The sequence below is a fragment of the Mycobacterium gallinarum genome (assembly GCF_010726765.1).
GTDB classification, from domain to species: domain Bacteria; phylum Actinomycetota; class Actinomycetes; order Mycobacteriales; family Mycobacteriaceae; genus Mycobacterium; species Mycobacterium gallinarum.
In genome coordinates this window covers 3,594,730-3,615,614 of sequence record NZ_AP022601.1, presented here as the reverse complement: position 1 = coordinate 3,615,614, position 20,885 = coordinate 3,594,730, and the positions used below count along the sequence as shown (strand labels likewise).

At 65.0% G+C, this 20,885-nt stretch carries 17 protein-coding genes; 13 read left to right on the top strand and 4 right to left on the bottom strand.

The genetic code is table 11. The features are described from left to right. Positions 1–3: 3 nt before the first annotated feature. Positions 4–714 carry a two-component system response regulator PrrA gene (prrA, locus tag G6N42_RS17595; RefSeq protein WP_163737715.1) on the bottom strand — a complete coding sequence of 237 codons (711 nt, stop codon included), beginning with the start codon at positions 712–714 and terminating at the stop codon, positions 4–6. A 150-nt stretch (positions 715–864) separates the two neighbouring features. Between prrA and G6N42_RS17590 the strand changes: the two genes are divergently transcribed. From G6N42_RS17590 to G6N42_RS17565, 6 genes are all read left to right on the top strand, one after another. Further along, on the top strand, positions 865–1,854 hold the full coding sequence (locus G6N42_RS17590) for a phospholipase D-like domain-containing protein (RefSeq protein WP_163730752.1): 990 nt from the start codon (positions 865–867) through the stop codon (positions 1,852–1,854). Next, entirely contained in the window at positions 1,847–2,416 is a 570-nt protein-coding gene (locus G6N42_RS17585) for a chromate transporter (protein ID WP_163730751.1), read from the top strand. The genes G6N42_RS17590 and G6N42_RS17585 overlap by 8 nt, the downstream gene beginning before the upstream one ends. A 10-nt stretch (positions 2,417–2,426) precedes the next feature. Beyond that, positions 2,427–2,972 (top strand): chromate transporter, encoded by a 546-nt coding sequence (locus G6N42_RS17580; protein WP_163730750.1) that lies wholly within the window; start codon positions 2,427–2,429, stop codon positions 2,970–2,972. A 65-nt stretch (positions 2,973–3,037) separates the two neighbouring features. Further along, positions 3,038–3,916, top strand: a complete 879-nt coding sequence (locus G6N42_RS17575; RefSeq protein ID WP_163730749.1) for an ion transporter — start codon at positions 3,038–3,040, stop codon at positions 3,914–3,916. A gap of 236 nt (positions 3,917–4,152) precedes the next feature. Continuing rightward, entirely contained in the window at positions 4,153–6,108 is a 1,956-nt protein-coding gene (locus G6N42_RS17570) for an ABC transporter ATP-binding protein (protein ID WP_163730748.1), read from the top strand. Continuing rightward, the gene (locus tag G6N42_RS17565) at positions 6,105–7,928 is read left to right on the top strand and encodes an ABC transporter ATP-binding protein (RefSeq protein WP_163730747.1); all 1,824 of its coding nucleotides are present in this window, start codon (positions 6,105–6,107) and stop codon (positions 7,926–7,928) included. The genes G6N42_RS17570 and G6N42_RS17565 overlap by 4 nt, the downstream gene beginning before the upstream one ends. A gap of 15 nt (positions 7,929–7,943) precedes the next feature. Here G6N42_RS17565 and G6N42_RS17560 read toward each other — a convergent pair whose 3' ends face one another. Together G6N42_RS17560 and G6N42_RS17555 are read right to left on the bottom strand one after the other, a co-directional pair. Then, entirely contained in the window at positions 7,944–9,320 is a 1,377-nt protein-coding gene (locus G6N42_RS17560; protein WP_163730746.1) for an NAD(P)-binding protein, read from the bottom strand. A gap of 8 nt (positions 9,321–9,328) precedes the next feature. After that, complete coding sequence (locus G6N42_RS17555; RefSeq protein ID WP_163730745.1) at positions 9,329–10,462, bottom strand: epoxide hydrolase family protein; 1,134 nt, start codon at positions 10,460–10,462, stop codon at positions 9,329–9,331. A 99-nt stretch (positions 10,463–10,561) separates the two neighbouring features. Between G6N42_RS17555 and G6N42_RS17550 the strand changes: the two genes are divergently transcribed. Together G6N42_RS17550 and G6N42_RS17545 are read left to right on the top strand one after the other, a co-directional pair. Beyond that, complete coding sequence (locus G6N42_RS17550; protein ID WP_163730744.1) at positions 10,562–12,190, top strand: AMP-binding protein; 1,629 nt, start codon at positions 10,562–10,564, stop codon at positions 12,188–12,190. 30 nt (positions 12,191–12,220) lie between these two features. After that, complete coding sequence (locus tag G6N42_RS17545) at positions 12,221–12,622, top strand: hypothetical protein (protein ID WP_163730743.1); 402 nt, start codon at positions 12,221–12,223, stop codon at positions 12,620–12,622. Here G6N42_RS17545 and G6N42_RS17540 read toward each other — a convergent pair. Beyond that, the gene (locus G6N42_RS17540; RefSeq protein WP_163730742.1) at positions 12,600–13,736 is read right to left on the bottom strand and encodes an FAD-dependent oxidoreductase; all 1,137 of its coding nucleotides are present in this window, start codon (positions 13,734–13,736) and stop codon (positions 12,600–12,602) included. The two genes, G6N42_RS17545 and G6N42_RS17540, sit on opposite strands and share 23 nt — an antisense overlap. A 101-nt stretch (positions 13,737–13,837) precedes the next feature. On the opposite strand from G6N42_RS17540, the gene G6N42_RS17535 reads away from it, so the two are divergent. The 5 genes from G6N42_RS17535 (at position 13,838) to G6N42_RS17515 (ending at position 20,884) form a co-directional block, all read left to right on the top strand. Next, positions 13,838–14,380, top strand: coding sequence for a TetR/AcrR family transcriptional regulator (locus G6N42_RS17535; RefSeq protein WP_163730741.1), 543 nt, complete (start codon positions 13,838–13,840; stop codon positions 14,378–14,380). 12 nt (positions 14,381–14,392) lie between these two features. Then, positions 14,393–14,842, top strand: a complete 450-nt coding sequence (locus G6N42_RS17530) for a hypothetical protein (protein WP_163730740.1) — start codon at positions 14,393–14,395, stop codon at positions 14,840–14,842. A 67-nt stretch (positions 14,843–14,909) separates the two neighbouring features. Then, positions 14,910–15,083 carry a hypothetical protein gene (locus tag G6N42_RS17525; protein ID WP_232076178.1) on the top strand — a complete coding sequence of 58 codons (174 nt, stop codon included), beginning with the start codon at positions 14,910–14,912 and terminating at the stop codon, positions 15,081–15,083. 141 nt (positions 15,084–15,224) lie between these two features. Continuing rightward, positions 15,225–15,473 (top strand): hypothetical protein, encoded by a 249-nt coding sequence (locus G6N42_RS17520; protein ID WP_350310127.1) that lies wholly within the window; start codon positions 15,225–15,227, stop codon positions 15,471–15,473. Positions 15,474–15,697: 224 nt separating this feature from the next. Continuing rightward, positions 15,698–20,884, top strand: a complete 5,187-nt coding sequence (locus G6N42_RS17515) for a cadherin-like domain-containing protein (protein ID WP_163730739.1) — start codon at positions 15,698–15,700, stop codon at positions 20,882–20,884. Position 20,885: the final 1 nt, after the last annotated feature.

The following is a 20,885-nucleotide window of genomic DNA, read 5'->3' as shown; positions in this document are numbered from 1 at the left end:
GGACTACTGCGTGCGCAGGACGAAGCCCACTCCGCGCACGGTGTGCAGAAGCCGGGGTGCGCCGCCTGCCTCGAGCTTGCGGCGCAGATAGCCGATGAAGACGTCGACGACGTTGGTGTCGGCAGCGAAGTCGTATCCCCACACCAGCTCGAGCAGTTGAGCCCGCGACAGTACCGCGGTCTTGTGCTCGGCGAGCACGGCGAGCAGATCGAACTCGCGCTTAGTGAGGTCGACGTCGACGCCGTTGACGCGGGCGCGACGGCCGGGGATGTCGACCTCCAGTGGACCGACCTGGATGGTCTCCGATGAGAACGTCGCTGTGGAACCGCGCCGGCGCAGCAGCGCCTTGACCCGGGCCACCAGTTCCTGGAGCACGAATGGTTTGACGAGGTAGTCGTCGGCGCCGGCTTCTAGACCAGCGACCCGGTCGTCGACCGAACTGCGCGCCGACAGGACACACACGGGCACGTCGTTGTCCATCGCGCGCAGCGCGGTCACCACGCTGACGCCGTCGAGCACGGGCATGTTGATGTCGAGCACGATCGCGTCCGGGCGGGTCTCCGTCGCACTGCGCAGCGCTTCGGCGCCGTCGATCGCGGTGGACACATCGAAACCGGAGAGCCGCAGTCCGCGCTCGAGTGAGGCGAGCACGTCGGGGTCGTCGTCGACCACGAGCACCCGCGGGGAGGCTGCTCCACTGTCCATGGCCACAATCTTGCCTGATGGCACCCCCGGCATGTGTCAGGCGCGTACGTCGGGCGGTCTCACCGCAGCCACGGTCTTGTCACCGCCGCGTCACGGCCCCCGAAACGATCGGCTGATAGCAAAGCGGGCAAACACGCGCGCTGCTAGCATCCGACACTTGTGCCAGCTCCTTCACCCCGGTTGATCGTCGAGCCCGATGACGGCGTGGAACCGGTCCGAGAGTTGATCGCCTCGGCACAGAATTCACTGCTGATCAAGCAGTTCACGTTCACCGAGGACATCTTGATCCAGACGGTGATCGACCGGCGCAACGCGGGTGTCGACGTGCGCGTGATGCTCAACCCTGCCCGGTCGGGCGGCGACCGGGCCAACGACGAGACGTTCCAGAGATTCGCCGACGCCGGTATCACCGTGAAGTGGTCCAACCCGAAGTTCTATGTCACGCACGAGAAGTCGATCGTCGCCGATGACAGGGCCGCGCTCGTCGCCACCTTCAACCTGTGCACCAAGTACTTCACGATGACCCGTGACTACGGCGTCATCACTCATGACCCGGTGCACGTCGCACAGATCGTCGAAGTCTTCAATGCCGATTGGCACGAGCAGGATTGGACGTGTTCGGCGTACGAAGGACTGCTCTGGAGCAATTCCAATTCGCGCTATCACATGGCGCAATTCATCGACACCGCCACATCCCGGCTCGATATTCAGCACCCGAAGTATGTCGACGCCGTCATTCTCGAGCGAATCGCGGCGGCCGCCGATCGCGGGGTCAAGGTGCACGTTCTCTGCGGCGGCAAGCACGGCATCAGCGAATGGGACATCCTCGACACCTTCGCGTCGCTGCGCACCCTGCGCCGCTTCGGCGTGAAGGTGCACAAGCAAAAGAATCTGCGGGTGCACGCGAAGCTGTTGCTCGTCGACGACGAACGCGCGCTGGTCGGTTCGATGAACATCGACCGCAGCGCCTTCGACCTGCGTCGTGAGCTGGGAATCCTGGTGTCAGACGCGCCGACGGTGGCACGCCTGAAGGAGGTCTTCGCCGCGGACTGGGAGCTGTCGCACCACTACGAACCGCCGGATCCGCTGCAGCCTGCCCACCACCACGAGGACGACTTCCCGCACGATCACGAACTGATGCATGAGTGAGCCCGAGCCCGGGCTCGACAAGGTCCCGCTGACCGAGCTGGCGTGGACGTTCAACCACATCGCGCTGGCGTCCTTCGGCGGCGGTCTGTCCGCGTGGTCGCGTGAGGTGCTTGTCGTCGAGAAGAAGTGGCTGGGCGAAGAGGAGTTCCTGTCGGCGATGACGATGTGCCGGATCTTGCCCGGTGCGAATCAGGTGAACATGGCGGTCTTCGCGGGCAGCAAGATGCGTGGGCTTGCCGGTGTGCTCGCGTCGCTGTTCGGGCTGTGCTTCCTGCCGGTGGTCATCGTGCTGGTGATGGCGTTCCTGTATTTCCGCTTTAAGGAGCAGGCCGCGGTCAAGGGGGTTCTGCATGGGGCGTCTGCGGCGGCTGTGGCGCTGACCATCGCGATGGTGATCCAGACGGGTAAGAAGTGCCTGACCGGGCTCGTGCCGATCGCGCTGTTCCTGGCGGCGTTCGTGCTGAATGGCCTTGTGCGGCTGCCCTTGCCGCTGACGTTGCTGATCGTCGCGCCGCTGGCGCTGTTGTGGGCGTGGCCGCGAAATCGTGCCGCGCAGACATGAAGACCTCGCTATGAACACCTACCTAGAGCTCGCCGGTATGTTCGCGGGTTTGTCGCTGCTGTCGATCGGCGGCGGCAACGCGGTGCTGCCCGACATGCATCGCCAGGCCGTCAACGGTCATCACTGGATGACCAACGCGCAGTTCGCCGACATATTCTCGATCTCCCAGACCGCGCCGGGTCCGAGCATCCTGATCGTGACGCTCGTCGGTTATGGCGCCGGGTTGTCGGTGGGGGGCGTGCCCGGCGCGATTGTCGGGGGGCTCATCGCCACGGTCGCGATGATCGTCCCGGCGGCGTCGCTGATGTACACGGTGACGCTGTTCTGGCAGAAGGCGCAGAAGTCGAAGTGGCGGGTCGCCGTCGAGAAGGGCTTCGCGCCGTTGACCGTCGGTCTGATCATGGCGACCTCGCTGGTGATGAGCCGGACCGCCGACCACGACTGGCGGGCCTATCTGCTGACCGCCGTGTGCACGGCGATCTTCGTCTTCACCAAAACCAACCCGTTGATCGTGGTGGTGGCGGCCGGTGTCATCGGCTACTTCGGAATTGTTTGACGCGGACGACAAAAAAGACTGCATTTCGCCGGGCGGATAGGCGTGCGTACTGCTATCCACATAAGGTGACGGTCAAATCACCCGACGCTGTCGGGGCTCCACCGCCTGAACAGGCACCTGAACCGCAGTCGAACTCGGGCTCGATCCCGGACCAATGCCGCGCCCTTGTCAACAGTCGCACGTTCGAGCTCTTCATCGTCGGCGTGATCGTCTTCAACGCAATCGTGCTGGGTTTGGGGACATACGCGGACATCGCGAGTCGCTATGAACCCCTGTTCGCCACGATCTACAACGTCATCCTCGGCATCTACGTCGTCGAATTGCTGATTCGCCTCACGGCTTATCGCTGGAATCCTCGCGAGTTCGTCAAGGACGGCTGGAACGTCTTCGACTTCATCGTCGTCGTCGCCTCCTTCATCCCCGCGTTGCGGGCGAACGCGATGCTGCTTCGGTTGGTGCGACTGCTGCGCATCGTGCGCCTTGTGCGATTCCTGCCCGACCTCCGGATACTCGTCTCCGCGGCGGGCAGGAGCGTGCCGGGCATCGCGTCGCTGGCGGCGGCGACGTTCGTCCTGATCTTCATCTACGGGATGCTCGGCTGGGTGCTGTTCAGCGGCCACGATCCGGCCAACTACGGCAACGTCGGCTTGGCGATGCTGACGATGTTCGTCATGCTCACGCTGGAGAACTTTCCCGACAATGTCGCGATGGGCCAAACGGTTTCGCCGTGGTCGATCGTGTACTTCATCAGCTACGTGCTGCTGGCCAGCTTCCTGATCTTCAACCTGTTCATCGGCATCGTGCTGAACGCCATGGAAGAGGCCAGGGGTGCCGACCGCAAAGAGCACGAGACCGACGACCTGCTCACCCGGTTGCGAGACGCGCGAGAAGCGTTAGAGCAGGCCGAAGAGGAGCTGCAGAAAGCGCATCGCGACGACCGTTAGGTGTCGCATGCCGCGCAGCCCACTGGCTCCGGGGACCACGTCCTGCCTGGCAAAGAGGGCTCTGTAGCAGTCGAGCGACATTGTCGCTGAGACGACGGCACGCAGGGTATATGCCTCGCTGACCTGATCACGACGCCGGGCGGCCGTGCTCGGAAGCAATTGACCTCAATGTTTGTTGAGGTTTTACGGTGCGTCCAGCACGTTAACAGTTTGCATGTAATGGGAAGATCTACTAAGTGACTGACTCCTCGAACGCGCTTCGCGCGGCGCCGGCGATAGCGCCGCCGCCCAAACGCGTCAGAGCGAGCTCGGATCTATGGCGCATCCTGCCCTATCTCATGCCCTACCGCGTCCGCTGGATCGCGATGGTCGCGACCGCGCTCCTTTCTCTGGTCGCCACCGTGGCGATCCCGCTGATGACCAAGGCCGTCATCGACGGCCCGGTGCGTCGTCAGGATCAGCAGGGGCTGTGGCTGCTCGGCGCCGCGGCGATGGGCGTCGGCATCTCCGAGGCGGTGCTGTGGTTCATTCGGCGGTGGCTGGTCGCGCGCGCGACCATGGGTGTGGAAGCCGACATCCGCAAGGACCTCTACGCACGCCTTCAGATCCTGCCGATGAGCTTCCACGGCCGCTGGCAATCGGGTCAGCTGCTGTCGCGAATCATGAACGACCTCGGCACGATTCGCCGATTCATGTCGTTCGGCATGGTCTTCCTGCTGCTGTCCACCATCCAGATCACCGCGGTGACCATCATCCTGCTGACGATGTACTGGCCACTCGGTGTGGTCGTGCTGCTGTCGATCGTGCCGATCGCCGCGACGGTGCTGCATTTCCAGCAGGAGTACGTGCGGTTGTCGCGGTTGGCTCAGGATCAATCGGGCCACGTCGCCACCCACGTCGAGGAATCCGCGTTGGGTCTGCGGGTGGTCAAGTCGTTTGGTCGCGAGGACTACGTCTACAAGAGGTTCGACGAACAAGTCACCGACCTCTACGACACCCAGATCAACAGAGTGCAGGTGTCCGCGAAGTTCTGGACGCTGCTCGAGGTCATCCCCAACCTGACGCTGATCGTGGTGCTCGGCTTCGGTGCGTACGCCGCGGGGCACGGTCTGGTCACCATGGGCACGCTGGTCGCGTTCATCACGATGATGCTGTCGCTGGTCTGGCCGATCGCGTCGCTGGGATTCCTGCTGTCGATGACGCAGGAGTCGTTCACCGCCGCCAACCGCATTGCCGAGATCTTCGATGCGCCGGTGGAAATCGTCGACGGGCCCAGTGACGTCGTGCCGTCGCGCGGCAAGCTGGAGTTCATCGACGTCGGATTCCGGTTTCCCGACGCCAAGGACGACGGGCTGGCGCCGTCCGGCGAGCCGGACAAATGGGTTCTGCGGCACGTCACCGTCACCGTGGAACCGGGGGAGACGCTGGCGCTCGTCGGTTCGACCGGATCGGGCAAGTCCGTGCTGGCGTCGCTGGTGTCGCGGCTTCACGATGTCACCGAAGGCGCGATTCGTATCGACGGCACAGACATTCGCGAGCTGACGCTGCCCACACTGCGCAAGACGGTGGCCACCGCGTTCGAGGATCCGACGCTGTTCTCCATGTCTGTCGCCGAGAACCTGAGGTTGGGCGCCCCGGATGCGACCAACGAAGAGATGGCTCAGGCGATCGACGTCGCGGCGGCACAGTTCGTTTACGACCTGCCGTTCGGTCTGGACACCCGCATCGGTGAGCAGGGGATGAGCCTGTCCGGCGGTCAGCGGCAACGGCTTTCGCTCGCGCGCGCCATCCTGGCGGCGCCGAAGATCCTTGTCCTCGATGACACGCTGTCCGCGCTGGACGTGCACACCGAGGCCGTCGTCGAGGAGGCTCTGCGTCGGGTCTTGCATGCGGTGACCGGCATCGTCGTCGCCCATCGCGCATCGACCGTGTTGCTCGCCGACAAGGTCGCACTGCTGGACGACGGCGTGATCACCCATGTCGGCACCCACGCCGAGTTGCTTGCCGCCGTCCCGCAGTACCGCTATCTGCTGGCCGCCGACGACGAACTCGACGACGGCCGCGAGCGTGCCTGCGAGTGGCAGGAGGACGACGACCGTCACCGGCTCGATCACACATACAGCGAGCAGGAATCACTGGAACGCGAGCGCGTCGGGTCCAGGTTCGTCACCTCGGAGGCCGAGGGCCGATGAGCACCACAGAGTGGCGCGGCAGGTTCGACGAGGACCAGGACGACGATCTGCCGATCGATGAAAGCCTTCCGCGGCGCCGCGAGGCCCGCGCGCTGCTGGGCTCGTTGCTGCGGCCGTACAGCAGGACTGTGGCCCTGCTCGCGCTCGTCGTCGTGGTGGAAAATGCTGCACGCCTTTCTGTTCCGATTCTCGTGCAGCGAGGCATCGACCGGGGTATCCCGCCGATCGTCGACGGGGGCTCGGCACACACCCTGATGCTGGTGGTGGCTGCCATGGCCGGAGTGGTGCTGGTGCAGGCCGTCAGCAGAGTCTTCTTCCTGCGGCGGTCGGGCCGTGTCGGGCAGAAGGTCCTGACGGAGTTGCGGCGCAGAGTGTTCCGGCACTTCCAGCGACTCGACATCAGGTTCCACGACCGCTACACCTCGGGCCGGGTGGTGAGTCGGTCGACCAACGACGTCGAAGCCATCCAGGACATGCTGGAGACGGGTTTCGACAGCATGATCACCGCGGTGCTGACCCTGGTCGGCACGTCGATTCTGCTTGTGACGCTAGATGTTCGGCTCGGCCTGATGTGTCTGGTCGCCGTGCCCGTCCTGGTGGCGCTGGTGTGGTGGTTCCGCAACGAGTCGGCCAAGGTCTACCGCAAGGTGCGCGAAAGCGCGGCGCTGGTGATCGTGCAGTTCGTCGAGACGATGACCGGTATCAAGGCGGTGCAGGCGTATCGGCGGGAACCCCGCAACCAGGAGATCTTCGAGGACGTTGCCGACGACTACCGCGAGATCAACGAAAAGACCTTCAGGTTGCTCGCGATCTTCATGCCCGGTGTGAAACTCGTCGGCAACCTGACCACCAGCGTGGTGCTGCTCTATGGCGGCTACCGCGTCCTGCACGGCGAGATGACCATCGGCACGCTGGCGGCGTTCCTCCTCTACCTGCGGATGTTCTTTGAACCGATGCAGGAGATCTCGCAGTTCTTCAATACGTTCCAATCCGCGTCGTCGGCGCTGGAGAAGCTGGCGGGTGTGCTGGCCGAGCGGCCGAGCATCAGCGATCCGCAGCAGCCCGTCGAACTCGACACGGTTCGCGGTGACATCGCGTTCAACGATGTGCAGTTCTCGTACGTCGAGGGACGTCCAGTGCTGCCGGATCTCAACCTCGAAGTGCCTGCGGGTCAGACCGTCGCGCTTGTGGGCACCACGGGTGCGGGCAAGACGACGATCGCGAAACTCATTGCGCGCTTCTATGATCCGTCGTCGGGATCGATCACCTTGGACGGTGTCGACTTACGCGACCTCGCCCAGTCCGAACTGCGCCGCCACGTCGTCATGGTGACGCAGGAGAACTTCATGTTCGAGGGCACCGTGGCCGACAACATTCGCTTCGGCAGGCCCGACGCCACCGACGAAGAGGTCGTCGAAGCGGCCGCGGCCGTCGGCGCCGACCGATTCATCGACGCGCTGCCCGAGGGGTACGACACCGACGTCGCCAAGCGCGGTGGTCGGCTGTCGGCCGGCCAGCGGCAGTTGGTGGCGTTCGCCAGAGCCTTTCTGGCCGACCCCGCGGTGCTGATCCTCGACGAGGCGACGTCGTCGCTGGACATCCCCAGCGAGCGGCAGGTGCAACGCGCGCTGGAGACGGTGCTCGCCGACCGGACCGCACTCGTCATCGCGCACCGGCTGTCCACCGTGCAGGTCGCCGATCGGGTGTTGGTGGTCGAGAACGGGCGCATCATCGAGGACGGCCCTCCCGACGACCTGATCGGTCGCGCCGGCGGCCGGTACGCGGCGCTGCACCAGGCGTGGGAAGACTCGCTCGCCTAGTGCTACTTCGCGACATCAGGCCTGCGCGATCAGCTTCTCCAGCTTGTCGTTGATGACGGGCATGTTGGAGTTCAGCACCGAGATGATCTTCTCCCGGGCACGCTCGCTGACGCCGGCCGACACGTGATGCAGCACGTTGAGCCGAGACGCGTCGACCCACGCCATCATGTCCGGGTCGGAGAACCACTGCAGCTGGTTCTTGTTGAACGCGAGCATCATTCGCAACCAGTCGATGGGATCGGACGGATACGGTACTGGGTTGCAGTACGCGTTCTTGGTCTCATCGTCGGGGTACGTCGCTTCCACATGGCCGATGACGGCCGCGCTGAACGCCGGTTGGCATGTCCGCACCGCCTGCAGGGCGATACCCTCGTCGGTGAAGATCGTCGCCGGCGCGATCCGCGCGAAACCGTCTGCGCTGCAGTCGATGTACAACGCTGAGTCGTCGATGTCGCGGGTCCCTCCCTCGAGCGTGATACGGCCCGGCTCGATCGACTGGACGTGACCCGTCCGGACGACATCGGAGATTCGTCGCAACTCCTCGAGTTCTGCCTTCGACAGGATCGCGCACCGGTACATCGTCGGCTCGATCGAGGTGTCGATGCGCTGCAGACAGCCTTTGTCCTCCAGAATCGTGAACAGATCCGGCAGCGACTCGGCCTCCAGCACCGCGTTGAGCTGATTGGAGAAGTCGCGCAACACACCGCGCGCGAACTGCGAGCCGGGCTGGATCGCCGCGCGGTCCAGCAGCCACGAGTCGCGCGGCTTGATCCACGTCAACCGCGCCGGCGCCACGCCGTGGCGCAACAGCCACAGGCAGGCATCCATCGCGGTCTTGCCCGCACCGACGATCACGTACCGGCCCCGCGCCTCGCGGAGACGCGGAAGGGCGTTGGGCGGTACGCATTCGACGCCGGCGGCGACGTCGTAGGACGGCCCGCGCATCGACGGCACGATGATCTCGACGTGCGTGGTGACGACGCGGCGCGCGGCCACCTCGATCTCTTCGCCGCCGAGCGTGCGCACGCGCCGGTCGCCGAGGTATTCGCTCATCGGCAGGTATGTCACTCGACCCGTCGGCAGCAGATGCTGACGCATCACCGCGTCGAAATAGGCGCAGACCTCCGCGCCGCTGGCCAACTCGTAGTAGCCGGCGTTCAGGCCGCTGTGGTCGATGGTGTCGCTGCCCAGACTCCGCGAGTTCACGCCGTAGTAGGCCGACGGCTGATGCAGGCGAACGAACGGGTACGCCGCCGTCCAGTGGCCTCCCGGCTGGTCGTTGCGATCGACCACCACGACCGTCGCGTCCGTTTCGGCCACCAGTGTGTCGGTGAACGCGAGTCCCATCGCGCCCGCGCCGACGACGAGGTAATCGGCCTCGATCGTTCGCATGGAATCTCCTAGCGCAGCGTGGTGAAGAACTTCTGGACGTCGTCGACGAAAAGGTCCGGCTGTTCGAACGCCGCAAAATGACCCCCGCGCGGCATGTCCGTCCAGTGCGTGATGTTGTACCCAGCTTCGCACCAACTACGCGGCGCCTTGAGGATCTCCCTGGGGAACGCCGCGACGCCGGTGGGGAGCTCGACGCGGTCGAAGCTGCCGAACGCGTTGAAGCTCTCCCAGTACAGCCGCGCCGACGACGCCCCGGACGCGGTCAGCCAGTACAGCATCACATTGTCGAGCATCTCGTCGCGGGTCAGCACATTCTCCGGATCGCCGTCGCTGTCCGTCCAGGACCAGAACTTCTCGACGATCCACGCCAACTGGCCCACGGGGGAGTCCACCAATCCGTAGCCGACGGTCTGCGGCCGCGTCGACTGCTGTTTGGAGTAGCCGGAGTCCCACTTCTGGTAGTACTGACCCCGTTCGAGCGCCGCCTTCTCCTCGTCGGTCGGATTGTCGAGTTTGCCGGGCGGGAAGCCGAGCGGCATGTTCAGGTGGATGCCCGCGCAGCCGCTGATGTCGCCGCCGGGGCGGCTCCGGGACCCCGCGTTGCGGCCGATCTGCGTGGTCACGGCTGCGCCCCAGTCGCCGCCCTGTGCGCCGAAGCGTTCGTAGCCGAGCCGGCCCATCAGGGTGTCCCACGCCGTCGCGATCTTCTCGACACCCCAGCCCGTCGTGGTGGGCTTGGCGGAGAAGCCGTAACCCGGCAGCGACGGGCACACGACGTCGAAGCCGCGTTCGGTCAGCGGCTCGATGACCTTGTGGAACTCGACGATCGAACCGGGCCAACCGTGGGTGATCAGCAGCGGGAACGCATTCTTCTCATTCGATCGCTGATGAATGAAATGAATGTCGAGACCGTCGATTTCCGTCGTGAAATGGTCGAACCGGTTCAGCGCCGCTTCGCGTGCCCGCCAGTCGTATTCGGTGGCCCAGTAGTCGGCCAGTCGCCTGGTGTAGGCCAGCGGGATGCCCTGGCTCCAGTCGTCGACGCATTCGGCCTCGGGCCAGCGGGTGCGGGCCAGCCTGGCCTGCAGGTCGTCGAGATCGGAGTCGGGAATCGCGATGCGGAAGGGAGAGATCTGGCCCATGCCCCCCATCCTTACCCCCTCGGACACCGAGCCTGCGCAGAGTGCACGAATTTCGGCCGATTCGCGATCTGTGCGCAGTTTCGACGCGACGATGAGCTGATGAAGTCGCAAGACGCGGGTCGCACCGACATCCCCATCCTCGAGGAGACCATCGGGCAGAACTTCGAACGCACCGTCGCGGCCAACCCCGACGGCGATGCGTTGGTCGACATGGCAAGCAGTCGGCGGTGGACGTACACCGAACTCAACGACGACGTGGACCTGATCGCACGCGGCCTGATGGCGCTGGGCATCGAACGCGGTGAGCGCGTCGGCATCTGGGCGCCCAACTGCCCCGAGTGGACGATCGTGCAGTACGCGACCGCGAAGATCGGCGCGATTCTGGTCAACATCAACCCGGCCTACCGCACCCACGAACTGGCCTACGTGTTGCAGCAGTCCGGGATCCGGACGCTGATCTCCGCCACAACGTTCAAGACGTCGGACTACGTGAGCATGGTCGACGAGGTGCGCGCCGAGGCACCCGAGCTGCGGGACGTGTTGTACCTCGGCACCGATGACTGGCGTGCCCTGTTCGACAAAGCGGAGGGCGTCTCCGTCGACGAGTTACGCACCAGAACGGACTCGCTGGACAACACCCAACCGATCAACATCCAATACACCTCGGGCACAACGGGTTTCCCCAAGGGCGCCACGCTCTCGCATCGCAACATCCTCAACAACGGCTACTTCACCACCGAGCTCATCAACTTCGGCCCGAACGACCGGCTGTGCATACCGGTGCCCTTCTATCACTGCTTCGGCATGGTGATGGGCAACCTGGGATGTACGAGCCACGGCGCCACCATGGTGATCCCGGCGCCTGCCTTCGAACCCGCGCTCACCCTGGACGCCATCGAGAAAGAAAGGTGTACAGGCGTTTACGGGGTGCCGACGATGTTCATCGCGATGCTCGGCCAGCCCGACCTGGCGCAGCGCGATCTGTCCTCGCTACGCACGGGCATCATGGCCGGATCGGTCTGCCCGGTCGAGGTCATGAAGCGCTGCGTCAGCGACATGCACATGACCGAGGTCGCGATCGCCTACGGCATGACGGAGACGTCGCCGGTGTCCTGTCAGACGCTCATCGACGACGACCTCGAACGTCGTACCAGTTCGATCGGCCGGGCCCATCCGCACGTCGAGATCAAAATCGTCGACCCCGAAACCTGCGAGGTCGTCGAGCGGGGCCGGCCCGGCGAATTCTGCACGCGCGGTTACTCGGTGATGCTCGGCTATTGGGAGGACGAGGCCAAGACCGGCGAGGCGATCGACGGCGACGGCTGGATGCACACCGGCGACCTCGCCGTCATGCGCGACGACGGCTACTGCAACATCGTCGGCCGCATCAAGGACATGGTGATCCGTGGCGGTGAGAACATCTATCCGCGCGAGATCGAGGAGTTCCTGTACACCCATCCCGATGTCGACGACGCGCAGGTCATCGGTGTGCCCGATGCGAAGTACGGCGAGGAAGTCTGTGCGTGGGTGCGAATGAAGCCGGGCAAGGACCCGCTGGACGCCCAGACTCTGCGGGAATTCGCCGACGGAAAGCTGGCCCACTACAAGATCCCGCGCTACGTACACGTTGTCGACGAGTTCCCGATGACGGTCACCGGCAAGGTGCGCAAAGTCGAGATGCGCGCCGAAACGGTCAAACTTCTCGGTCTCGACTCCACGGAGGGATGAGTTCTGGTCGCCGCCGGAGTCTGCACCTACGTGACGTCCCCATCGATTCTCGCCCGACGGGCGTGCGCGGTGCTGGCAGCCGTGTCAGCCGGCTTGCACGCGGCGATGCTCGGCCACGCGTCCAGCCTGGTCGCGACGGCGCTGCTCGCGGCGATGATCATCACCTGCCTGTATTGCGCACACGATCTGTGGTGTGACGGTTCTGCGCGGGCGTGGGTGGTCGTCGCGCTGATGAACCTCGCCATGATCGCGCTGCACCTGCCCGCTCCCGCGCATCAGCACGGCGCCCCACACGTTGCCGCGCCGACGCCGTCGACGCTCATGACGGTGGCGACGCTGCTGGCGTTCACCGAGGTCGTTGCCGCGACCGCGGCGCTGTATGTCGGCAGCCGCGGCCGCATGGGCGCGCTCAGCGGTACACCAGACCGCTGAGCCTGCGGGCCAGCGCCAGCCGAATCGACGGCACCCGCCCGGCCAGACCGATGACCGCATTGCGGACCGGGCGTGCCGCGCGCGGCAGCGTGGCCAATCGGGTGAGCCGATCCGTCATCGCCACAACGTCTTTGGCGATCGGGCGACGAGTATCGCTGTATTCGTCGAGCAGGCTGTCCGGCGCTCCGTCGAGGACGGCGGCGAGCGCATGGGCCAATGCGACGGCGTCCTGAATGCCCAGATTCATGCCCTGCCCGCCGGCGGGGCTGTGCACGTGCGCGGCGTCGCCGGCGAGTAGCAGACGGCCCGCGCGGAAGGTGTCGGCGACGCGGTGGTGCACGCGGAACCGCGAACCCCAGATGACGGCGGTGACCTCCAGGCGGTCCGCGCCGACACGGGTGTCGAGAATCTGTTGTACGAACTCCGCGGACGGCGCCTCGGGGGCGTCGGCGACGGGTGCGACGATGCGGTACGTGCCATCCGGCAGGGGAGCCACCACGGTCAGGCCGGCCGTCGCCCAGTACAGGATCACTTGGTCATGTGGCGCGTCGCCCGTCAGCTTGACGTCGGCGAGCACGAACGATTCGTCGTACACGCTGCCCTCGAAATCGATCCCCGCCTGCTGGCGCGCGATGCTGCGAATGCCGTCCGCGCCGACGACATAGCGCGCGCGAATGACGTCACCGTCCTCGAACGTCGCCGTCACTCCGTCGGGATCCTGATCGATCGCGGTGACGCTCCGCGGCCGCTGCACGGATCCGCCGAGTTCTTCGAGGCGTTCGAGCAGCAGCCGTTCGGTGGTCGACTGCGGCACCATCAGCGAGTACGGATATTCGGTCGGCAACCCGCTGAAGTCGATCGGGATCAGCGTGCGGCCCCGGTCGCGGATCGTGAACCGCGGCGCCTCGACGCCTTCCTTGACCAGCCGTCTGGACACGTCCAGGTCTTCCAGCACCTCGAGCGTGCGGGCGTTCACCACGGCGGCGCGGGAGGTGTTGGTTCCCGCCGCCTGCTGGTCGACGACCGTGGTCGTGACTCCGCGTGCGACCAGTGAGGCGGCCAGGGCCAAACCCGTCGGACCTGCGCCGATAACCAGAACGTCGGTGTCATACATTGCCTTCTCCTTCTCTCGAACTGCCTATGCCAACACTTGTTGGCATAACTATCGTCCGAGTCGTCACCAATGTCAACACCTGTTGGCATACACTTGTTGGCATGCGTAGATCTTCGGAGGAGACCAAGGCCGTGATCCTGGCGGCAGCCAGGGAGCAGTTCGCCAAAGCCGGGTTCGAGCGGGCGACCATCAGGGCCATCGCCGCGGACGCGAACATCGACCCGTCGATGGTGATGCGCTACTTCGGCAGCAAGGACCAGCTGTTCGCCGCGGCGGCCGACTTCGACCTGGAACTACCCGACCTCTCGGATATCGACCGTGACCAGTTGGGCGCAGCCCTGGTCGACCACTTCATGAAACGGTGGGAACGCGACGAGGTGCTCATCGTGCTGCTGCGGGCCAGCGCCACCAATGCCGAAGCAGCGCAACGGATGCGGGCGATGTTCGCGACTCAACTGTTGCCGGTGATCACGAAGATCAACCCCGCCGAACCGGAACGTCGCGCCGCGTTGATCGCCACGCAGACGCTCGGTCTGGCCCTGTGCAGGTACGTCCTGCAGTTGCCGCCGATCGTCACGATGCCGCACGACGAGGCGGTGGCGTGGCTGGGACCCACCGTTCAGCGCTATCTGGACGCGCCCTGATAATTGGCGGTGATGTGGACACCGACGCTCGTCCTGATCGCCACAACGACCCTTGTCGCCTGTGTTCTGCTCGGCGGCGGACTCTATGAAACCGTCGTCGTCGACCCCGCCTGGCCGAAGCGACCCGGCATCATCCAGGCGCAGAACGGTGGCATCTCGCGGCGCCGATTCTGGATTCCGGCGCACACCCTCTTCGAGGTGCTGCTGATCGTCGCGCTGATCGCCTCCTGGGGTGACGCCGACATACGGCTTGCGCTGCTGGTGGCGTTGGTCAGCCACGCCGTGATGCGGGTGTGGTCGTTGGTCGACTTGGTGCCTAAGGGGGTCCAGTTCGAGAAGGCGGATCCGGCCGAGGTCGACGAGGCGGCCGCGGTGGCCTGGACCCGACGGAGCCTTTTGCGACTGCCGCTGGATCTCGTCACGTGCGTGGCGTGTCTTGGGGCGCTGGCTGGGTATGGCTAGTCCGCGGGCGTCATTTCGACCGACGACCTACGTCGGTTACTGGGAGCCCAGCAGAAGGGTGCCGTCCTTGTTCTCCGAAGGCCGCATCGAGGTGATCGAGGGCGGCCAGCTGGCTTCCGGCGAGTTCAGAGGCGCACTGGAAATCGTGTCGCAGGATGATCTGTTCAGGCGGCTCGGGGAATCGCCCTCCGACCATGATTTCGCTGAGCAGGCGGCGGCGCTCGACACGGCGATAACTTGATCTCGGCGGGTGACCCACGTTCGAGCCGGGAAGTCGACATTCGGCAAACTTCCACGCTCGATGGTGCTGCAGTGGCCCGATGTTGGTGCCCGGCGACGATGACGACGGGGAAGCGCCGAGCCTGAGCCGCCAGAGCCTGCGGTGAGCGCGCGGGGGATCCGGATGAAGGGTCCGTGGGGACCCGTTCGCCCCGTCGGTTCCGGTCGCACCGCCCTGCTGATGACGCTCGCGGGCCGCATGCGTCCGATGTCAGGAGTTCTCACGGTGCTGGGCCGGCACCGGACGGGGGAGATCTTCGCCCACCTGGGTATCGACGAACTCGACACCGTGGCCGAGTTCGTGACAGTGCGCGACCTCATCTCCGAGCAGCTTCGCTGGGATGCCCCGTAGTACCGGTTGATACCGCGCCGACGCGGCCGACCTGTCGCGGGTTTGCGGTCCGGTCTTCGTGAACCTGGACATGCCTGCATGCCTTCGCACTTGTTGCGTCCGCAAGAACATTCGCGCCGGTGGGCGGACGATCCGCTACGAAACCTAGGGAAATCCCCGATTCCTCTGGGGCGGCCAACCGTTAGATTTTGACTTAGGTGTCAAGGGCGAGCCAGGGGGATGGCATGGGCTACTCGAGGTATGTCGGTCGGGTCGGTGCGTTGGCAGTAGTGCTGGGCGTGGGTGCCGCGGTGGGGACAATCCCCGGAATGGCGTGGGCCGAGGATGGCGAGGGCGCGGCGCCGGGCGGCGGCGCGGGCACCTCGCAGGAGTCGTCGAACACGGCGCAGGATCCCGGTGCCGCTGTGCAGGATCCTCCGCCAGCGGGCGTGCCGTCGAGCGATTCGGTGCCCGACGAAGGACCGCAGCCGTTGTCTTCGGCTGACGCTGACGCTGAGGAGGCGCCCGGGTCTGCGGTGACTGTCGATCTGGGTGGCGGCGTGGTGGTGTCGTCGAGCGGCGGATCGCTCCCCGACGAGGAAGACATCGACGAGGACGAGGACGTCGCGCCACCTGCCGAGGACGAGGGAGACGAGGTTGACGGTCTAGAAACTGCAATCGAGCAGCCGAAGCCGCTGCAGGACAACGACTCCTACGCCTCAGCGGCACCGAACGAGCCGGAAGTTGCCGACGTCGATACTCTCGCGGCGACCACCGTCGAATCCCCCGCGGGTCCTGCTGCGCCGTCGGCGGAAACCACCCCACAGCCCGAAGTCGAACAGTTTGTAGCCGTCGTAACGACCGACCAATCGGTCGTCGAGACCGCCTCGGCGCCCGCAGTTGGGCGGGCCGAACCCACGTCCGAGTTCACCACGGTGTTGACAACGTTGTTCTCGCCGTTCGCCACCGATGATCCGGAGGCGCCCGTGGAGAATCCGTTGGTGTGGGTGTTGGCCGCGGCGGCTCGTCGGGAGGTCGGCACGGGTCTGCAGACCGAGGAGGCCGCGACATTCGGCATCACTGGCGATGTGAACGCCAGCCTGATGGCCGCCGCGACCAACAGCGTGCCAACGGCCACGCTGACCAGCCAGAAGCCGCCAACATCCACTGGAACGGTCACCGGCAAGGTAACCGCCGCCGACCCCGACGGCGACAAGCTCACCTACAGCGCATTGACTACCCCCAAGGGCACTGTCACGGTCACTTCGACGGGTTCGTTCACCTACACGCCGACCGCTGTGGCACGCCACGCCGCCGCGGCCGCCGACGCAGATCCTGCCGCCAAGACGGACACGTTCACCATTCGAGTCGACGACGGTCGTGGCGGAACGGCCGACGTCGACGTGAACGTTTCCATCGTGCCCGCCAATTCGGCACCGACCACCACCACGCCGACCGTTGGCAAGCCCGATCCGGTAAGCGGGCTGGTGACCGGAAAGATCACCGCCGTCGACAAGGACGGCGACACTCTGACCTACACCCCATCCACCTCTGCGAACGGCACGCTGCACGTCAACCCCGACGGCACGTTCACCTACATCCCCACTGCGGCCGCGCGCGAAACCGCGCGGGCCACCAGCACCGCCGACACCGACAAGTTCACCGTCACCATCACGGACGGTCACGGCGGCACGAAGACAGTCGCAGTCACGGCGGCCATCGCCCCCCGCGACGCCGCACCCATCGACGGCACCTACACGCTCGGGGCGCCTAGCGCCACCAGTGGTGCGTTGAAGGGCACCGCGACCGCCACCGACCCCGACGGCGACACGATGACGTTCACCGCGGGCACCAAACCCGCCAAGGGCAGTGTGAATGTCACCAGCACCGGTGGATTCACCTACACCCCGACCACCGCGGCCCGCCACGCAGCGGCCACCGGAGCACCGGGGACCGGCACCGACACGTTCACGATCAACGTCAAGGACAAGTACGGCGCGATCACACCAATCACGGTCAACGTGTCGATCCTGCCGAAGAACGCCGCCCCGACCAACGGCACAGTCACTGTGGGACAACCGGATTCGGCGACGGGAACCGTCAACGGCAAAGTCACCGCCAACGACGCGGACCGCGACATCCTGACCTACAGCGGATCGACCTCCACATCCAAGGGCGCCGTCGTGGTCAACTCGAATGGCACATTCACCTACACCCCGAATCCCGTCGCACGCCATGCCGCCGCGGCCCTCAACGCGCCGGCCGCTGCCAAGATCGACACGTTCACCGTGATGGTTGACGATGGGCACGGTGGCGCCCCGCTCGCAGTGACCGTCAAGGTCACGATCAGCCCCAAGAACAGCGCGCCGACCAACGGCAGAACCAGTGGCGTACAGACGAATACCTCCACCGGCATGGTCACCGGCACGGTGCTCGCCGACGACGTCGATGGGGACGCGCTGACCTACGCGGGACCGACCAGCACCAGTGCGGGTTCGTTGGTGGTCAACCCGAACGGCACCTTCGCCTTCACGCCGACCGAGGCCGCGCGCCAAGCCGCAGGCGCGGCCAACGCTCCCGCATCGGCGAAGACGACCACCTTCAGCGTGACGGTCAACGACGGCCACACCGGCGGCACCACCACGGTAACGGTGCAGGTCAACATCGCTCCGCCGGCGGCGTCGGCCAACCCCTCACCCATCGCCGGCCTTCCCGTAGGTAACGCAGTCGTCGGCAAGACGGGCATCATCTATCAACCCATAGCGCGAACAGACGCCCAAGGCCGCGCGTCCTGGTTCGTACGGGCCTATCACCCCTACGGCGGACTCATCGGTGACACCGCCGCCTTCTCGGGCGAACCGTCAGGTCCGATTGTGCGCACGGACGGCGGCATCACCATCGTCTCCTATGACAGCGCCGCGCAAACCGCGACGGTGCGGGTGATCAACGCCAAGTCCGTCAGCACCACCACCACCGTCCCGGCAAGCTCGGCACTACAGGTGGTTGGGCAAAACGACCGGTACTACTTGGCCGCGGCGGGTGGTTTCGACGCGCAAGGCCGACCGATCGTGAAGTTGATTCCCCTCAGCGCGGGCGCTGCGACCGCCTACCAGATCAATTCGGATCCCGTATTGGGACCGGACGGCAGCATCGCTGCGTTCCAAGTCTCGGGTACCACCCCGGCGACTCTGAAGGTCAAGATCCTCGCCATCAACGCCGGCGGCGTGAGTCACACGGCGTCAGTGCCAAATCCAGGTTCGCTCGTACCCGGCGCCGAGATAAGCGTGGGGCCGCAGGGCACCGTCTACCTGCCGACCATCGACGAGTCTTTCAACACCAAGGTCTTGGTGTTCAGCCCGAGCGGCGCGCTCTCCACCCGCCAGGTTGCCGGCTTCCCGGTGTCCGACGTGATGGTCGCCCCGGACGGAACGGCGTATCTGGTGACCAGGAGCAATGATAACCCGAACGAGGTGAGGGTTTCGGTCATCAACAACGGGGTCATCACCAGCTCCGCCGTCAACACCTTCTTCGATCCCACATTGCTCGACACCGCCAGCAACGGAACTCTCTTCCTGCTCAACAGCGACTCCGAAACCGATGCGAACCAGGTGATCGTCGTGCGGCCGAACGGCTCCCTGAGTTTCGTACCTCTCGGCGATTTCGCCTTCTCGGTCGATCACGTGAAGGATCCTCTGAACAACCTCTGGGTTTCCTACAGCGAAGGTGGTAACCCAGTTCGCGCCGTCATCAGCCCGACCGGTCAGAAGACCGTGATTCCCTTCGACTTCGACAACCTGACGTTCGGTGCCGATGGCACGGCGTACGCCACCGTCGCCACCCCTAACGGAGTCGTTGTACGGATCTCCACCAGCAAGTTCGCCGGGTACAAGGAAAGTGCGCCGGTCGGCGACGATTCCTTCCTGAAACTGACAATTGGTCCGAACGGCAACGTCGCCGTCGTGTCCAGCGGCCCCGCCAACCCGTTGACGGTGCTCGACCGCAACGGCGACGTCGTGGGATTCATCACGAGCGACGACGGGCAGGTTGTCGGTCAGGTCGTCTTCGACGACGCAGGGAATGCCTATTTCACGGTGAAGGACATCGCCGCCGACGGCACCACCATCACGACCGTGTGGAGAGTCACGTCGGCGGGGGCCGAGAAATACGCGGTGTACAGCGGTGCGCCGGTGACCGAGGAGTCGGGCGTCACCGCCACGTCTTCGTCTGTGGTCATCGGTGAAGGCGGCAGGCTGCTGGTGACCACAGTCGACACCAGCGGACCGACACCGACGACGAAGGTCCATGTGGTGGCGCCGCCGGCCGGCGACAGCCGTGTCACGATCACCAACGAGCCGACCAATACGACGACCAGTGTCACCAATGGGAAAGTCACCGTCCACCCCGCCCCCGGTGCTCCCGCGAGCGACGTCCAATACGAGGGCTCGAACAGTGGCCAGCTCGGCACGGTCGTGGTCAACCCGGACGGGACTTACACCTACACCCCAAGCGCCGCTGCACGCCAGCTTGCTGCCGAGTCGGGCCGGGTGCTCGGCGTGATGTTCCTCATCAAAGCGACGGACAGCCTGGGTAACTCGACCGCGATTCCGGTGACGGTGCAGATATTGCCTGCCGGTTATCCGACGGATCCCGAGCCCGCGCCGCAGCGCTTCCTGGACTTCATCGCTCTTCCCGGTGGCATAAATCCCCGCGGAAATTACTCTGTACAAAGCCTGTTCACCGGGGACTTGGAAGCAGAACTCGGACCCGATGACGAGTGGTTGTACCACCACGGCGAGTGGACGATGGCCAATGCTCCCGATAAAGTCGTCGATCCGCGCACCGGTCAACTCGTCACGCCAGATGTCTACGTTGTCACCGGCGTGAACCTGCCCGGCGAAATGGGAAACCCGTTCATCACCGGCTTCCGCAAGATGACGGTGGGCGATGCCATCGACATCAAGATTGACGTCTACTCGGATGAGCATCCCTATACCACCTACAGCGTGATGGAATTCCTGCCCGGCACATTCCCGGAGGGATTGTTCTACGAAAGAATTCCCGGCCAAGTCGGTGGTTACATCTTCAACAATGAGATACCCCAAGCGATCTACGACATGTGGCAGCAACAAATCGAATCGGAAGAGCTGGAGAAGGCCTTTGCCGAGGAAATGGCGCGGCGGGAGAGAGTCGAGGGCGTCATTCATTGGGTCGGTGAGAACGGCCAAACCATCCTGGAGACGATCTACACGCCACAACTGAAGATTGCCGACATCGCCATCGGTGCCGTCGAGGTCGGCGCCAACGGAGGCCTCGAAATTGTCACGGATCTGAACGAGGTTCGCGAAATCCAGGGCAGCCAGCCATACGGACAATGGATTGTCGTCGGCCCCGAATTGCAGGCCGCGCCGCTCATCGGCATCCCGTCCGATTAGA

Coding starts and splice junctions, on each gene's coding strand:
- G6N42_RS17540 (WP_163730742.1), bottom strand. CDS start 13,736: ATGTATGACACCGACGTTCTGGTTATCGGCGCAGGTCCGACGGGTTTG.
- G6N42_RS17535 (WP_163730741.1), top strand. CDS start 13,838: ATGCGTAGATCTTCGGAGGAGACCAAGGCCGTGATCCTGGCGGCAGCC.
- G6N42_RS17585 (WP_163730751.1), top strand. CDS start 1,847: ATGAGTGAGCCCGAGCCCGGGCTCGACAAGGTCCCGCTGACCGAGCTG.
- G6N42_RS17555 (WP_163730745.1), bottom strand. CDS start 10,462: ATGGGCCAGATCTCTCCCTTCCGCATCGCGATTCCCGACTCCGATCTC.
- G6N42_RS17580 (WP_163730750.1), top strand. CDS start 2,427: ATGAACACCTACCTAGAGCTCGCCGGTATGTTCGCGGGTTTGTCGCTG.
- G6N42_RS17560 (WP_163730746.1), bottom strand. CDS start 9,320: ATGCGAACGATCGAGGCCGATTACCTCGTCGTCGGCGCGGGCGCGATG.
- G6N42_RS17550 (WP_163730744.1), top strand. CDS start 10,562: ATGAAGTCGCAAGACGCGGGTCGCACCGACATCCCCATCCTCGAGGAG.
- G6N42_RS17565 (WP_163730747.1), top strand. CDS start 6,105: ATGAGCACCACAGAGTGGCGCGGCAGGTTCGACGAGGACCAGGACGAC.
- G6N42_RS17530 (WP_163730740.1), top strand. CDS start 14,393: ATGTGGACACCGACGCTCGTCCTGATCGCCACAACGACCCTTGTCGCC.
- G6N42_RS17515 (WP_163730739.1), top strand. CDS start 15,698: ATGGGCTACTCGAGGTATGTCGGTCGGGTCGGTGCGTTGGCAGTAGTG.